Source organism: Nonomuraea insulae (assembly GCF_042656245.1).
This window is the reverse complement of the sequence record NZ_JBHSPA010000079.1, coordinates 60,870-76,384: the sequence shown is the minus strand read 5'-3', so window position 1 is coordinate 76,384 and position 15,515 is coordinate 60,870. Positions and strand designations below refer to the sequence as shown.

Genomic DNA, 15,515 nt, shown 5'->3' with positions numbered 1-15,515 from the left:
TGGGGATGACGCCGCTGAAGTCGACCACGACCGTCGCCAACCGCCTCCTGACGGATCACCTGTCCTACCTCACCAGGCACCCATCGGCCAGAGACCGCAAGATCGACGACTTCCTCCAGATATATCCATCAGACCAGCCGGACAACGGCCTCCCATTCGGCGTGCAACTAACCCCGTACGACGCCGACGTGGGCGAGCTGGGCCGCACCGGCAGCATCCGCCGCCTCAAGATCGGCCCCGCCCCCGGATCAGGCCAGATCACCTGCCTCAAGGTCGGCCCACCCTCAGGCTTCACCGGCTCCCTCAACGACTGGCTCTGCGCCACCCACACCCCTCAACACGCCACCCTGACCTCAATCGACCACCACCCCCCAACCCCAGCCCGCGTCCTAGCCGCCTGACCCACACCCGACCCTGCGCCCTGGCTCACCACGCCCCGCTGGATCGCACCCTGCTCACCACGGCACCGCGGGGTCGCGTCCCGTCTGCCAGGGCGCGTCGGGGTGGCGTCGCGTCTGCCAGGGCGCGTCGGGGTCGTGTCGCGTCCGCCAGGGCGCGTCGGGGTGGCGTCGCGTCCGCCAGGGCGCGTCGGGGTGGCGTCCCGTCCGTCCCGGCACCTCGGGTCGCGCGCTCCGTCCATCAAGGCATTGGAAACCTGACGGGGGGCCGCCTGCGGAAACGGCCAGGGCTCGGTGGTGGTCTTGAGCGCGTGACTGATTAGTGCCGGTGACGCTCGCTCGCTGCCCGAGGCGTTGCCCCGCCCGCTGCTGGCTGCCCGAGGCGTTGCCCCGCCCGCTGCTGGCTGCCTGCGGCGTTGCCCGAGGCGTTGCCTGCGGCGTTGCCCGAGGCGTTGCCCGCCTGCTGCCTGCTGCCTGTGGCGCTGCTCGCCTGCTGCCCGTGGTGGTGCCCGCCTGCGGTGTGCGGTGCTTGGGGCCGTTGTCCGCGGTGGGGCTCGCCCATTGTCCGCGGTGGTGGCGGTCGTTGTGGTGCTTAGGGTTGTGGGGTGAACGTGCAACGGGTGGGACAGGCGACACTGATGTGACCTGATTTGATGGGAAAAGTGCATGGTCGTCCTGAACCAAATGAGGCGCTTGGGACGTCAAAGTGACGTGGTCCCGTTTGAGATGATCGATGAAGATCTGCGTACGGCACGCCGGCGGGCGCGTCGCTGGGATGAGCTGAACGAGCGCCGCACGGTGATGGATGGCCTGATGCGGGAGGCCCAGAGGGAGCTGGATGCCGTCGGGGTATGGGATCAGGAGAGCATGGCCGTGGAAGAGGCCAGGCTGGGGGCGTACACGACGGTGCTTTCGACCCTGGAGCGGGAGCTGGCCGAGGTGGGACCGGCCAGAGAGCTATATGAGGAACTGCTGCTACGGGAGGAGCGCCGGCTGATCGGGTCCGCCGATCCGCGTGGCGCCGAGTTGCTGGAGATTGGGCGGCTGCTGGCCGAGCTGGATGTGGAGCTGCCCGCCACTGAACGTGCCAGAGCCGCCGGGCACGCGGTTCTGCGGGGTGGGGAGGAAGCGGTGGCCGGGTTCATCCGCCGGGTCGCGGCACTGGGCATGACGCTGACGCGAAGGGTCGGCGAACTCCAGGAGGTGGTGGCGCGGTTGGAAGAGCGCTGCCGCGAGCTGGGACACCTGCGGGACCGGCTGCGCGCCCGGCGCGAGGAACTACTGCTCGGCTGACTAGAGCACGCCACAAACCGCCAAGGACAGCGCTCACAAACTGCCAAGGTCAGCGCCCACAAACCACCGAGGACAGCGCCCTCCCGGACAGTTGGGGGAGCGCCACAAGCCTCCGAAGACAGTGCCTCCCGCGTCTCGCCTTCCGCCTCCGCCTTCCGCGTCTCGCCTTCCGCCTCCGCCTCCCGCGTCTCGCCTTCCGCGTCTCGCCTCCGCGTCTCGCTTCCCCCCCTGTGACCTGTCCCTGTGACCCGCTCCCTGCGTCCCGCCCCCCTGCGACCCGCTTTCGCGACCCGTCTTCGCGACCCGTCCCCCACGAACCGATGAGGGCAGTGCCCCCAAAAGGTGCTGAGGGCATCTCATGAAGGGCCTGTGAGGACCCTAGGGTGGAGTTGAGGGGAGGTGGGGGTCAGCGGCTGAGGATGCGTCGCATGACCTGCTCCAGCGTGCCCACCGGATCCGGGTCGGCGTCCGGGGATCGCCAGGCCACGTACCCATCCGGCCGAACCAGCACGGCGCCGCCCCCGCGGACCCCGTACCGATCGGCGAAGCGGCCCTCCACGTCCATTAGTTCGTCATCCACCAGCAACCGCGTGAGCCGCACCCCGAGCCGCTCCTTGACCTGTCGCCCCGCGTCCATCCAAGCCTGGCCGGCGGGGCTGGCGGCCATGAGCACGAAGCCGGATCCGAACAGGTCGATGGTGGAGATGCGCTGCCCGTCCCAGTCGAGCACCACGTGCGGGGCCCGGCTGCCGGGCCGCCCGTGGGGCACCCGCGGGTCCTCCAGGATCGAGCCGTCGTCTCCGGGCTCGTCGAGGATGGCCGTGGAGTGGTACCGGTGCCCGAGCAGGGCCCCCGCCTGGTCCTCGAGGGGCTCCGGATATCCGATCCGGGCCGCGGGAGGCATGCGCGCCCCCAGGTTGGCGAGCTGCGCGTTGGCCGTCAGTACGCCGATCGGCCGGCGTTCGGCGTCGTAGGTGTCCATGAAGGAAGGCCCGGCCTGTCCCGTGAGCACCAGCCACAACCGCCAGGCCACGTCGCACCCGTCCTGGAGTGCCGTGCTCCCGCCCTGCCCACCGGTGGGCGGCATGGTGTGGGCGGCGTCGCCGGCGAAGAACACCCGCCCCACCTGGTAGGTGTCGGCGAGTACGTGCCCCAGGCCGAACGTCGCCTTGTCCAGCAGTCGCACGTCCAGGTCAGGCCGCCCGGTCACCATGCGGATCAGTTCGACGCAGCGCTCCTCGGTGAGGTCGGGGGAGCCCTCGTCGAGGTTGACGCCGAGCACGTGGGCCCCGACCCCGGTGCCGGTCACGATCACGCCGGTGAAGACGGAGTTCTGCAGGTACCAGAGCGTCACCTCTCGTTCCCGGACCAGCCCGGACAGATCGGCGTCGAACATGATCGCGCACATCTCGCCCAGCGATCCCTTGCCGGAGGTGGGCACGTTCAGCGTCTGGCGTAGCGGGCTGCGGTAGCCGTCGGCGGCGACCACGTAGTCGGCCCGTACGACCCGGTCGCCGTCCTTGCTCCGGATCAGCGCCGTCACCCCGTCCTCGTCCTGCTCCAGCGAGACCAGTTCGGTGGAGAAGCGCAGGTCGGCGCCCAGTTCCTCGGCCTTGACCCGCAGCACGCGCTCGATCTCGGCCTGCGGGGCGCCCACCATCGCGGCGGGCGTGAGCTGGGACAGGAACGCGAACTGCTCCTGCTCGTCCGAGATGATCATGTGAGGGTTCGGGTCCACCAGGGTCTCGGCGATCGCGATGCGCATGTTCTCGCCGATCCCGGCCCAGATGCCGGTGAGCTCCTCCTCGATCCCCGGTACGGGACGCAGCAACTCGACCGCCCGCGGCCCCACCCCGAACGCCTTGGGCTGGATGGACGTGCTCGGATGCCGTTCGACCAGCATGACCGGAACCTCGCGCCAGGCCAGCAGCGCCGCGGCGCTGAGACCCGCGTACCCACCGCCGACCACCAGGACCGGAACTCGCTCCTGCTCCATTGAACTCCCCCTCCGGCACGCGTACTATCGCGACTGATCGATCGACACGATATGTCGCGTTCGCAGAGAGAGTCAAGATATATCTCGAAAATGAAAAGAGGCCCCGAAGGGCCTCGAAGGTTGAAACGGCTAGGAGAGGTGGCGTTCCAGGGACTCGATCTTGGACGTCATCCCGTCCGTGACACCCTGCCGCTGGTCGGCCTTGAGCACCAGGCTCACCCGGGGCGCGACCTCGGCCACGGCGTCCACGGCCCGCTTGACGACGTCCATGACCTCGTCCCACTCACCCTCGATCGTGGTGAACATGGCGTCGGTCCGGTTCGGCAGCCCGCTCTCGCGGACGACCTTGACGGCGCGGGCGACGGGCTCGGCGACCCCTTCGCCGACGCCCAGCGGGGTGATGGAGAATGCGACGATCATTTAGTGCCCTCTCATCCTGATCAGGACAGCGAAAAGCCACGACGTCTGCGAACGCCGTGGCCGCCGCCGTGAGTCACGCGTGGTCGTGCTCTTCCTCGTCCTCTTCCTCGCTCGGGCCCTCGGACGGCTCCACACCGAGCACGGCCTCGCGAGGCTCGATCTCGCTGATGTGCTCGACGAGCTGCAACACGTGGTCGGGCTCGATCAGCCACTGCAGCGCGGAGGCGCCGGAGTCGTCGGAGCCGACCAGCTCGGCCTGCTCGGTACGCTCCTCGTCGGTGAGATCGGCGTCGGGGTGCCTGATCTCCGCCAGCGCCGCCGCCTGCAGCGCGTCCATGTCGAGCACCTCGACGGTCAGCTCGACCGTCAGGCGCAGGAACTTCGGTTCATCACTCATGGCGAAGATGCTAGGGCAGCTTCCACTCGACAGGAGCCGCGCCTTGCTGGATCAGCAGCTCATTGGCCCGGCTGAACGGCCGCGAGCCGAAGAAGCCGCTGCGCGCCGACAGCGGGGAGGGATGGGCGGACTCGACGCGAGGCACGGCGCCGAGCATGGGGGCCAGGTTGCGGGCGTCACGGCCCCACAGGATGGCCACCATCGGCTTGTCGCGCGCCACGAGGGCGTGGATCGCCTGCTCGGTGACCTGTTCCCAGCCCTTGCCCCGGTGTGAGGCGGGCTTGCCGGGCATCACGGTGAGCACCCTGTTGAGCAGCAGCACGCCCTGCTCCGCCCACGGCGTCAGATCGCCGTTGGCGGGCCTGGGCAGGCCGAGGTCGGTCTCCATCTCCTTGTAGATGTTGACCAGGCTGCCCGGCAGCGGCCGCACGTCGGGCGCCACCGAGAAGGACAACCCGACGGGGTGGCCCGGCGTGGGATAGGGGTCCTGCCCCACGATCAGCACCTTGACGTCGTCGAAGGGCTGGTTGAAAGCGCGTAGTACGTTCGCGCCCGCGGGCAGGTATTGCCTGCCTTCGGTGATCTCCTTGCGCAGGAACTCACCCATGTGGGAGATCTGCTCCGAGACGGGCTCCAGTGCACGGGCCCATCCGGCTTCGACGACTTCGTTCAGTGGACGACCGGCCATGGCCGTTGAGCTTAGCCAGGTCTGGTACGGCTCGCGCCCAAAACGCCCGCGCGAGCCGTACCAGAATGATCACATCACTTGACGGAGCCGGCCATCATGCCCTGCACGAAGTACCGCTGGAACGCGAAGAACAGGATCAGCGGGATGATCAGCGACATGAACGCGCCCGACGACAGGATGTCGACATTCGACCCGAACTGCCGCATCTGAGACTGCAGATACTTGGTCATCGGCTGGTTGCCGGTGTTGGCGAAGACCAGCGCGATGAGCATGTCGTTCCACACCCACAAGAACTGGAAGATGCCCAGCGAGGCGATGGCGGGCTTGCCCAGCGGGAAGACCACCGACACGAAGATCTTCCACTCCGAGGCGCCGTCCATGCGCGCCGCCTCCAGTAGCGAGGAGGGGATGCCGACGAAGAAGTTCCGCAGCAGGAAGATCGCGAACGGCAAGCCGAACGCCACGTGGAACAGCACCACGCCGGGGATCGAGCCGAAGATCCCGGCACCGCCGTAGAAGGAGGCGACGGGGATCAGCGCGATCTGGATCGGCACGATCAGCAGACCGACGACGACGAGGAACGACACGTCCCGGCCGGGGAAGTCCATCCAGGCGAACGCGTAGCCCGCCATCGCCGCGATGCCGATCACCAGGACCGTGGTCGGCACCGTGATCAGGATCGTGTTCCAGAAGGACGCGGTGAAACCGCTGCCCAGCAGGCTGGCGTAGTTCTCGAGGGTCAGCTCGGCCGGCTTGGTGAAGACGGTCCACCAGCCCTCGGCGTTGTTGACCTGCGTCGTACGCATCGAGACGACCAGCAGGCCCACTGTCGGCACCAGCCAGAACACACCCAGCAGCACCATGATCACCTGGACCGCGCCGCCGCCGATGCGGTCGACGATCTTGCTGGCCAGGCTTCTGCGCGGCGCTCCGGACTCCAGTCCTGCCGGCGCCGTGGCCGTTGCCGTGGTCACGTGTCCTCCCTCCTGAACCGGCGAATATTCATGATCATGAAGGGGAGGACCAGAATGAGCAGGAAGATCGCCAGCGCGCTGCCCAGCCCCTGGTTGTTCCCGCCGCCGAACGACACGCGCCACATCTCCAGCGCGACCACGTTCGCCTGCGGCTGGACCGAGGCGGGCGCGATGATGAACACCAGGTCGAACACCTTCAGCGTATTGATGATCATCGTCACGAAGACGACGAGCAGCACCGGCGACAGCAGCGGCACCGTGATCTTGCGGAACACCTGCCACTCCGAGGCGCCGTCGATGCGGGCCGCCTCCAGCGCGTCGCGCGGGATCGCCGCCAGGCCGGCCGCGATCAGCACCATCGCGAACCCGGCCCACACCCAGACGAACGCGAAGATGATCGCGGGGGTGATGAGCGTCGGGCCGAGCCAGGTCAGGCCGCCGAAGGAGGCCTCGAAGTTCGACTGGGGCAGCCGTACGACGTAGGACCCGGCGGGCAGCCCGTCGAAGCGGAACGTGCCGTCCTCGGCGGTCGTGGCCGTCGCCGCGACCTGGCCGTTCTGCACGGCCTCGACGGACATGCCGGGCAGGCCCTTCTCGGTGCCGTCCACGGCGCCGCTCTGGCCGCCGCCTCCCGGCGTGAAGTCGAACCACACCGTCCCCGACAGACCGCTCCCGGCGGTCGGGGCCCGCGCCGTCTGCGCGTTGCCCGGCATGACCTCCGGCTTGACGCCCACGATCGGGATCAGCACCGGCTGGCCCGCCTGGACGGGCTGCTTGGTGACGACCGCGCCGTTCTGCCCGGCGACCGTGGACTGGTCGCCCTCGCGCGGCCGGGCCTCCGGGTAGCCCTGGGAGGAGGAGAAGGTGTCGTGGACGGTGGTGAGCACGGCGTTGGCCAGGCCCTTGTCCGGGTTCTCCTCATAGACGAGCCGGAAGATCACGCCCGCCGCCATCAGTGAGACGGCCATCGGCATGAACACGATCAACTTGAACGCCGTCGACCACCTGATGCGCTCGGTCAGCACCGCGAAGATGAGACCCAGCGTGGTGACGATGACCGGCGCGACCACGACCCAGATGAGGTTGTTGCGGATCGTGGTCAGCATGCCCTGATCGGTGAAGATCGTGGCGTAGTTGCCCAGCCCCACGAATCCGTTGCCCGCCGAGTCGAACAGGCTGCGGAAGATGGAGTAGACGATCGGGTAGACCACCCAGATGCCCAGCAGCAGCGCCGCCGGGAGGAGGAAGGCGATGGCGACCTTCGGCGTGGGGCCGAGGCGTTTGTTCGTACGGGGGGTATCAGCCGGTCCGGTTGCGGGCCCGCCCGCGGTGTCCGCGGGTGGGTCCTGCCGGCCGTCCAACCGTTCGGTCACGGCCTTACCTCTTTACTTCCAGGCCTTCTTGGCCTCGGCTTCGAGCGCCTCCTGGGCGCCCTTGACGTCGGTCGGGTTGCGCAGGAAGTCCTGCAGAACCTTCCATTCGCCCTTGCCGTCCGTGCCGCCGAACGCGCTCGGCGCCAGGTCCGACATGTCGTAGCGAACGGCGTCACCGGCGGAGACGATCGTCTGGCCGAGCTGCTTGGTCAGGGGGTCCGGGTAGTTGTCGGGGGAGACGTTCTTGTTGGGCGACAGGTAGCCGGGGAGCTTGGCCCAGATCTCGCCGCCCTCCTTGGAGGCCAGGAACTGCAGCAGCGCCATGGCGCCGGGGTTGTCCTTCATCGCCACCGCGACGTCGCCGCCGAGCACGACGGGAGCCGTGTCACCGGCCTTGGGGAACGGGAAGTACTTCGCCTCCTCGCCGACCTTGGCACCCGACTGCACGGCCTCGACGGCCACGAAGTCGGCCTCGATCACCATGGCGGCCTTCTTGGTGCCGTAGACCTCGCTCACACAGGTGGGGAAGTCGGTCTGCAGGGCGCCGGAGGAGCCGCCCGACACGTACTCCTTCTTGCCGACGAGCTGCCCGATCTTCTCCAGCGCGGTCTTCACGCTCGGGTCGGTCCACGGGATCTCGTGCTTGGAGAGCTTGTCGTAGTTCTCCGGGCCCGCGGTGGACAGGTAGACGTTCTCGAAGAGGTCGGTCAGCGTCCAGCCGGAGGCGCCGCACAACGAGAGCGGCGCGGTGCCGGAGTCGGCGATGGTCTGGGCCGCCTTCACCAGCTCGTCCCAGGTCGTCGCCGGCTGCACGCCCGCGTCGTCGAAGGCCGACGAGCGGTACCAGATCAGCGACTTGTGCGCCGCCTTGATCAGCACGCCGTACACCTGGCCGTCGGCGGAGCCGAGCTCCTTCCAGTACGGGGTGTAGTTGGTGTCGATCTCCTGGGTGACCTCGGGGGTCAGCGGCTTGAGCGCGTCCTGGTCGGCGTACTGCTGCACCAGGCCCGGCTGCGGCAGGATGGCCACGTCCGGCGGGTTCTTGCCCTGGATGCGCGGGCCGAGGTAGGCGCCGGTGTCCTCGCCGGTCGAGGCGTAGGTGACCTCGGCGCCGGTCTTGTCGGAGAAAGCCTTGAGAACCTGCTCGAAGTTCTTCTGCTCGTCGCCGGTCCACTTGGCGGCGACCTCGAGCTTCACGCCCTGGAGCGTCTTTCCTCCGCCGCTCGCCGGCGCCGACGCGGACGCGCTGGGCTCCGTCGTCGTCGGCGCGTTGCCGCAGGCGGAAGCGGCTACGGCGAGCCCGGCCAGGATCGCTGCTGCTCTGCTTTTTCGCATGGCTGCCTCACTGGGTTCTGATGATTTCTTCGAGTTCGGACTTCATGGAGGCCGCGACGTCGTCGGCGGTCTCGGGTGTGGGATTGCCGAGCGCCTTGGCGACCGAACTGGCGATCACCAGGCTCAGCTGGTTGTAGTTGGCGCTCACCGGCCGTGGCTGGGCGGCGAGGATGGTCTCCTTGAGCACGGGGAGGTAGGGGAAGCGCTTGATGAGGGCGGGGTCGTCGTAGAGCTCGGTCCACACGGGCGGGAAGGAGCCCTCGGTGAGGACCCGGCGCTCGTTCTCCAGGCTCGTGAAGTAGCGGATGAACTCCTGGGCGGTGTGCTGGTGCTTGGAGTAGGCGCTGACGGCCAGGTTCGCGCCGCCCAGCGTGCTGGAGCCGGGTCCGGTCAGGCCGGGCAGCCGGGTCACGCCCAGCTTCTCGCCCAGCTCGGCCTTGGCCGGTCCGTACGCGTGCGGCCAGTTGCGGGCGAAGGCCAGCCGGCCCTCCTGGAAGGCCAGGCGCGACTCCTCTTCCTTGAAGCTCAGCGACTCCTTGGGAATCCAGCCCTCGCGCAACCCCTGGAGCAGGAAGTCGAGCGCGGTCTCCGCCGTGGCCAGGTCGAGGCTCACCTCGGTGCCGTCGTCGCTGACGATCTGCCCGCCGGCCGACTGCACGGCCTCGGAGAAGTTGACCGTTAGCCCTTCGTAGGCCAGGAACTGCCCCGCGTAGCCTCCTATGTTGTGCTTTTTCGTGATCTGGCGTGCCTGGCTGCGTAGCTCGGCCCAGGTTCTGGGCGGCTTCCTGACCAGGTCGGTCCGGTAGTAGAGCAGGCCCGCGTTGCTCGTGTACGGGACGGCCCAGAGCTTGTCCTTGTAGACCGCCGTCTCCACGACAGGCGGCAGGAACCTGTCGAGCGGGAACAACCCGCGCTCCAGGGGGATGATCCAGCCGTTCTCCGCGAACTCGGCAGTCCACACCACGTCGAGCCCCAGCACGTCGTACCGGCTGCTCTGGGCCTGGAGGTTGGCCGCTATCTGAGCGCGCTGCTCGTCGGCGGCCTCGGGCAGCTCCAGCAGCGTCACCTTCTCGGCCGGGTGGGCCTGGTTCCAGCGATCCAGCAAGGGTTGCAGATACGCCGTGGTGTCGCGTCCGGTGGCGAAGGTGATGGGCCCGGTTCCGCCCGTCCCCTTCTCGCCGCCGCCCTCATCGCCCGTCGCCGCGCATCCGGCCGCCAAGATCACGGCCAGCAGCACCGGGAGCGAGCGAAACACCCTGTTTCCTCCGTGTTCGGGTAGTTTTACATACGTGTTAGGTAGATGCATTCATGTTATGCACACCTGTAATCTGAAGGTCAACGGATATCTTCGTAACGCGTACGTAACAAGAGCGGGGAGGTGTGGCGGTGCGCCTTCATCTGCTGGCGCTCCTGGCGAAAGAGCCGGCCCACGGCTACGAGCTGAAACAGGCGCTTGAGCAGACCTTCGGCAGCGCCTATCCCTCTCCCAACATCGGTCAGATCTACGTCACCCTCGGCAGGCTGGAGAAGGACGGCCTGGTCAAGGTCGTGGACGTCGAGCAGTCCAACAGACCCAACAAGAAGGTCTACTATTTGACCGCCAAGGGTCGCGACGTGCTCATGACCTGGGTGGAGGAGCCGACAGAAGGCCCGAGGGTGCGTGACGAGTTCTTCATGAAGCTCGTGCTCGCCCCGCTGACCGGAATCGCCGACCGGATGGCGCTGATCAGCCGGCAGCGCCGCCACTACCTGTCTCTCATGAGCGATCTCAACGACCTCCTGGCCCGCACCCACCCGGACGACCGCGTGGCGATGTTGCTCATCGAGGGAGCCATGCTTCACCTGCAGGCCGATCTTGACTGGCTCGAGAGATGCCAGGAGGATCTGGCATGAGCGCGGTTGTGAAAACGGTCAATTTGGTCAAAATCTACCAGGATGGTGCGGTCCCCGTACCTGCCGTGCGTGGAGTTGACCTGCAGGTCGAGCCGGGCGAGTTCGTCGCGATCATGGGTCCTTCCGGCTCCGGCAAGTCCACGCTCGTCCACATGCTGGGCGGGCTCGACTCCCGTACCAGCGGGGAGATCTGGCTCGACGACAAGCGGGTGGACACGCTCTCGGAGAGCGCGTGGGCGCTGCTGCGGCGCAAGAAGATCGGCTTCGTCTTCCAGTTCTTCAACCTGGTCGCCAACATGACCGTGGGCGACAACGTCGAGTTGCCCGCGTTACTCGGCGGAGCCTCGCCCAAGGTGGCCCGTGAGCGCAGGGAAAGCCTGCTGGCGGCGCTCAACATGTCCGACAGGGCCGACGCGGCGCCCGCCCAGCTCTCCGGCGGAGAGCAGCAGCGGGTCGCGCTGGCCAGGGCGCTGGCCAACCAGCCCAGCCTGCTGCTCGCCGACGAGCCCACGGGCAACCTCGACAGCCGCAACACGCGTGACGTGCTGAGCCTGCTCACCAAAGTTCACAAAGAGGGCCAGACCATCGTCATGGTCACCCATGACGCCCGCGTGGCGAGCCTGGCCGACCGGCTGGTGTCGCTGTTCGACGGGGAGATCGTGGACGACGGCCGCATCGCGCGCCGGCGCACCCGTACCGCCGGCGAGGTGATCGACCTCCGATGAGCGCTTCTCTGGCCGGGAGCCGGTGGATCAAGGCCGACCTGCGGGCCAGGAAAGGTCAGGCGGTGCTGACCGTGCTGGCCGTGGCCGGGATCGTGGCCGCGCTGATCACCGCGGCGACCCTGCTGGAAGACGGCACCAACCCGTGGCGCAGCCTGTTCGCCCAGACCGACGGGGCCCACGTCTGGCTGCACACCAAGGACAGCCCCCAGGTGGCCCTGGGCGGCATCGACGGCGTCACCCAGACCGCGGGCCCCTACCGCTCCGCGCCCGTGACCGTGGCGCAGGACGGCAAGAAGGAGCCGGCCTCGCTGCGCGCGATGCCGGCCACGCCGCCGCAGGTGGCGCACCCCGTGGTGGCCGAGGGCCGGTGGCTGGACCCCGCCCAGCCCGACGGGGTGGTCGTCGAGCGTTCCTTCGCCACCGCCCTGGGGCTCAGGATCGGCGCGCCCTTCACGATCATCGCGCTCAGCGGCGAGCGCCACACCCTCTACGTACGCGGCATCGCCGACTCCGCCGACCAGGGCTTCTACCCTGAGTGGACGCCCGGCCTGGCCTACGTGCTGCCCGCCATGCTCGACCGCATCGAGCCCATGCTGGGCCGCAGCGAGTGGGTGACCGGGCTGCGCCTGGCCGACCCCGAGGCCTCGCAGGTCGTCTCCCAGCGCGTCGTCGTCATGCTGGAGGACCGTCTCCAGCGCGTCTACACCTGGCGTGAGGTCAGGGCCGCCATGGAGCTGGACAACCGGCTCCTGGGCACGCTGCTGGCCCTGTTCGGCGTGGTCGGGCTCGTGGCCGCCGCGCTCGCGCTGACCAACGCCGCCGGCGGCCGGGTGCTCGGCCAGCTCCGCGACCTGGCCACGCTCAAGTCCATGGGCTTCACCAGGGGTCAGGTGGCGCTGCTGCTGCTGGTCGAGCACGGCGCGCTCGGCCTGCTGGGGGTCGCGGTCGGCGCCCTGGCGGGCTGGGGCGTGATGGCCGCGATGCTCGGCGCGACCTCGGTGGCGCCCATCCCCGTGCTGGCCATCGTCGCGGGCACGGCCCTGGTGGTGCTGGCCGCCGTCGGGATCCCGGCCTGGCGGGGCGGCCGCACGCCGCCGATCCCCGACGTGCCCTCCGCGCCGCCGCGGGGCCACCTGTCCAGGCTGGCCCGCCTGGCCCTGCTCGTACGCCTCCCGCCCGCCCTGGTCCTCGGCACCAGAGACGCCTTCACCCGGCGGGTGCCCGCGTTCCTGACCGCGTTCGGCCTGGCAGTGCCGATGATGATGATCACCATCGGGCTCGGCGTGTGGGCCACGCTGGACAACTTCCTGGCCCATCCCGAACAGGTGGGCCAGCACGCCGCCCTCTACGTCAGGCCGGGCAAGTGGGAGCCGGCCGCCGCCGAGCGCATCGCCGAGCGTGACAGGGCCGTGGCCGCCGTCTATCCGGGCACCGACGTGAACGCGCTGGCCCCTGGCGAGGCCCGCTCGGTCCGGGTGCGGGCGGTGGGCGCCTCGGCGCAGCCGTACCCGTTCCCCGTGGTCGAGGGCCGCATGTACGCCCGCCAGGGCGAGGCGGTCGCCGGGCAGGGCCTGTTCGACCTGCTCGGGGTCAAGATCGGCGATCGGGTGCGCCTGACCGTGGGCGGGAGCCCGCTGATCGTCAGGATCGTCGGCAGGACCGTCGAGCCCGAGCAGGACGGCGAGGTGCTCTCGGTGGGGCTCGACAGCCTGGCGGCCAAGGACTCGGTGCCACCGGAGTACTACGCGGTGGCGCTCAAGCCGGGCGCCGACCCGCAGGAGGTGCGGGGCCGGCTGCTGGCCGAGTCGGGGGAGAACCTCGACGTGCAGGCCGCGGTCAACCCGGCCGACCGGCTGTCGGTCATCAGGGTGGTGATCGTGGCGCTGATCGCCGTGCTGACCCTCATCGGCCTGGCCAACCTGCTCACCGCCAGCGCGCTGGGCCTGCGCGACCACGCCTTCGACCTGGCCGTGCTCAAGGCCATGGGGCTGACCCCGCGCCAGGTCATGGCCACGCTCGTGACCGGCACGGGCCTGCTGGTGGTGCTGGGGGTCGGCGTGGGCGCCGCGGCCGGTGTCTCGATCGTCACCGGCCTGATCGACCTGCAGGGCCACACCAGCGGCGTCGGCGCGGGCATCGGCCGCGCGCCGTCGCCGCTGACACTGACCGTGGCGGTGCTGGTCGCCGTGGGCACGTCCCTGGCGGTCGCGCTCATTCCCGCGCGCCGTGCGGCCCGTGCCCAGGTGCCGGTCACCTCTCGCTGAGGCGGTCCTCTTCGGCCTTCTTCAGCGCGAACCAGTAGAAGCCGTGCCCCGGCAGCGTGAGCAGGTAGGGCAGCTGCCCGATCGCGGGGAAAGGCACCCCGCCCCGCGCCTCGACCGGCGTCATGCCCTCGAAGCGGCGCAGGTCCAGCTCCACCGGCTGCGGGAACTTCGACAGGTTGTTCACGCACAACATCACGTCGTCGCGGTCCTCGCGCACATAGGTGAGCACGCAGGGGTTCGACGACCACATCTCCGTGTACGCCCCCACACCGAACACCGGGTGGCGGCGCCGGATCTCCAGCATCTTGCGGGTGAAGTGCAGCAGCGACCCCTCGTGCCGCTGCTGGGCCTCCACGTTGACCGCCTGGTAGCCGTAGATCGGGTCCATGACCGCGGGCAGGTAGAGCCGCCCCGGGTCCGCCGAGGAGAACCCGGCGTTGCGGTCGGGGCTCCACTGCATCGGCGTGCGGACCGAGTCGCGGTCCTCCAGCCAGATGTTGTCGCCCATGCCGATCTCGTCGCCGTAGTAGATGATCGGCGAGCCGGGCAACGACAGCAGCAGCGCCGTGAACAGCTCGATCCGGTCTCTGTCGTTGTCGAGCAGCGGCGCAAGCCGGCGGCGGATGCCCAGGTAGGCCCGCATGCGCGGGTCCTTGGCGTACTCCTTGTGCATGTAGTCGCGCTCTTCCTCGGTGACCGTCTCGAGCGTGAGCTCGTCGTGGTTACGCAGGAAGATGCCCCACTGCGCGTGCTCGGGCAGCTTGGGCGTGCGCGACATGATCTCGGAGATCGGCTCGCGGGTCTCCTTCTTGACCGCCATGTAGATGCGCGGCATCAGCGGGAAGTGGAAGGCCATGTGGCATTCGTCACCACCCGTGGTGGGGTCGCCGAAGTATTCGACCACGTCCTCGGGCCAGCCGTTGGCCTCGGCCAGCAGCACCCGGTCCGGGTAGAGGCGGTCGATCTCCGAACGCACCTTCTTCAGGTACGCGTGCGTCTCCGGCAGCCCGGAGCACGCGGTGCCCTCCCTCTCGAACAGGTAAGGGACCGCGTCCAGCCGGAACCCGTCGATGCCCAGGTCCAGCCAGAACCGCAACACCTCCAGCATGGCCTCCTGCACCGCCGGATTGTCATAGTTCAGGTCCGGCTGGTGGTGGAAGAAGCGGTGCCAGTAGTACTGCTTGCGCACCGGGTCGTAGGTCCAGTTGGACTCCTCGGCGCCGATGAAGATCACCGGCGCGTCGGGATAGGCGCCTGGGTGGTCGGACCACACGTAGAAGTCCCCGTAGGGCCCCTCTGGATCGTGCCGGGACGCCTGGAACCAGGGGTGCCGGTCACTGGTGTGGTTCATCACGAGGTCGGTGATGATCCGCAGGCCGCGCTCGTGCGCCGCCTCGATCAACTGCACGAAGTCCCCCAAGTCCCCGAAGTCAGGGAGGATCTTCATGTAATCCGAAATGTCGTACCCGCCGTCGCGCAACGGCGACTCGTACAACGGCAACAACCACAGGCAGTCCACACCGAGCCACTCGAGGTAACCGAGCTTCTCGATGAGACCGCGCAGGTCTCCGGTGCCGTCGCCGTTGGAGTCCTTGAACCCCCGGACGAGAACCTCGTAGAACACCGCCCGCTTGTACCAGGCTGGATCCTCCGAGACGAACGCCTCGGAGATCGGCTCCGGCAATGGGGATGCGTTGATCATGATGTCGCTCACAGGAAGAGATGTGGGCAGGACGAAGTCACCGGTTGCCCCGGCGTT

14 protein-coding genes are annotated in these 15,515 nt (G+C 68.7%); 5 read left to right on the top strand and 9 right to left on the bottom strand.

Annotated features, from left to right (window positions below):
* Both ACFPZ3_RS51795 and ACFPZ3_RS51790 read left to right on the top strand, forming a co-directional pair.
* Nucleotides 1-401: hypothetical protein (locus tag ACFPZ3_RS51795; RefSeq protein ID WP_379521831.1), on the top strand; the 401-nt coding region annotated here is incomplete at its 5' end.
* A gap of 723 nt (nt 402-1,124) precedes the next feature.
* On the top strand, nt 1,125-1,691 hold the full coding sequence (locus ACFPZ3_RS51790; protein WP_379521830.1) for a hypothetical protein: 567 nt from the start codon (nt 1,125-1,127) through the stop codon (nt 1,689-1,691).
* 406 nt (nt 1,692-2,097) lie between these two features.
* Here ACFPZ3_RS51790 and ACFPZ3_RS51785 read toward each other — a convergent pair whose 3' ends face one another.
* From ACFPZ3_RS51785 to ACFPZ3_RS51750, 8 genes are all read right to left on the bottom strand, one after another.
* The gene (locus tag ACFPZ3_RS51785) at nt 2,098-3,687 is read right to left on the bottom strand and encodes an FAD-dependent monooxygenase (RefSeq protein ID WP_379521829.1); all 1,590 of its coding nucleotides are present in this window, start codon (nt 3,685-3,687) and stop codon (nt 2,098-2,100) included.
* Nucleotides 3,688-3,816: 129 nt separating this feature from the next.
* Nucleotides 3,817-4,107: an MTH1187 family thiamine-binding protein gene (locus ACFPZ3_RS51780; protein WP_379521828.1), complete on the bottom strand. Its 291-nt coding sequence runs from the start codon at nt 4,105-4,107 to the stop codon at nt 3,817-3,819.
* 73 nt (nt 4,108-4,180) lie between these two features.
* Nucleotides 4,181-4,504 carry a hypothetical protein gene (locus ACFPZ3_RS51775; RefSeq protein WP_379521827.1) on the bottom strand — a complete coding sequence of 108 codons (324 nt, stop codon included), beginning with the start codon at nt 4,502-4,504 and terminating at the stop codon, nt 4,181-4,183.
* Nucleotides 4,505-4,514: 10 nt separating this feature from the next.
* Nucleotides 4,515-5,192, bottom strand: coding sequence for a uracil-DNA glycosylase (locus ACFPZ3_RS51770; protein ID WP_379521826.1), 678 nt, complete (start codon nt 5,190-5,192; stop codon nt 4,515-4,517).
* 74 nt (nt 5,193-5,266) lie between these two features.
* The gene (locus ACFPZ3_RS51765) at nt 5,267-6,166 is read right to left on the bottom strand and encodes a carbohydrate ABC transporter permease (RefSeq protein ID WP_379521825.1); all 900 of its coding nucleotides are present in this window, start codon (nt 6,164-6,166) and stop codon (nt 5,267-5,269) included.
* Nucleotides 6,163-7,539, bottom strand: a complete 1,377-nt coding sequence (locus ACFPZ3_RS51760) for an ABC transporter permease subunit (RefSeq protein WP_379521824.1) — start codon at nt 7,537-7,539, stop codon at nt 6,163-6,165. Before ACFPZ3_RS51760 ends, ACFPZ3_RS51765 begins: the two co-directional genes overlap by 4 nt.
* A gap of 12 nt (nt 7,540-7,551) precedes the next feature.
* On the bottom strand, nt 7,552-8,874 hold the full coding sequence (locus tag ACFPZ3_RS51755) for an ABC transporter substrate-binding protein (RefSeq protein WP_379521823.1): 1,323 nt from the start codon (nt 8,872-8,874) through the stop codon (nt 7,552-7,554).
* A 7-nt stretch (nt 8,875-8,881) separates the two neighbouring features.
* Nucleotides 8,882-10,129 (bottom strand): ABC transporter substrate-binding protein, encoded by a 1,248-nt coding sequence (locus ACFPZ3_RS51750; protein WP_379521822.1) that lies wholly within the window; start codon nt 10,127-10,129, stop codon nt 8,882-8,884.
* 131 nt (nt 10,130-10,260) lie between these two features.
* On the opposite strand from ACFPZ3_RS51750, the gene ACFPZ3_RS51745 reads away from it, so the two are divergent.
* Genes ACFPZ3_RS51745 through ACFPZ3_RS51735 form a run of 3 tightly spaced genes read left to right on the top strand, consistent with a single transcriptional unit; the run spans nt 10,261 to nt 13,756 of the window.
* Complete coding sequence (locus ACFPZ3_RS51745; RefSeq protein ID WP_379521821.1) at nt 10,261-10,767, top strand: PadR family transcriptional regulator; 507 nt, start codon at nt 10,261-10,263, stop codon at nt 10,765-10,767.
* Entirely contained in the window at nt 10,764-11,492 is a 729-nt protein-coding gene (locus tag ACFPZ3_RS51740) for an ABC transporter ATP-binding protein (protein ID WP_379521820.1), read from the top strand. Before ACFPZ3_RS51745 ends, ACFPZ3_RS51740 begins: the two co-directional genes overlap by 4 nt.
* A complete protein-coding gene (locus ACFPZ3_RS51735) occupies nt 11,489-13,756 on the top strand; it encodes an ABC transporter permease (RefSeq protein ID WP_379521819.1) in 2,268 nt (755 codons plus the stop codon). Before ACFPZ3_RS51740 ends, ACFPZ3_RS51735 begins: the two co-directional genes overlap by 4 nt.
* Here the strand turns inward: ACFPZ3_RS51735 and treS are convergent.
* On the bottom strand, nt 13,743-15,458 hold the full coding sequence (gene treS, locus ACFPZ3_RS51730) for a maltose alpha-D-glucosyltransferase (RefSeq protein ID WP_379521818.1): 1,716 nt from the start codon (nt 15,456-15,458) through the stop codon (nt 13,743-13,745). The two genes, ACFPZ3_RS51735 and treS, sit on opposite strands and share 14 nt — an antisense overlap.
* Nucleotides 15,459-15,515 lie beyond the last annotated feature (57 nt).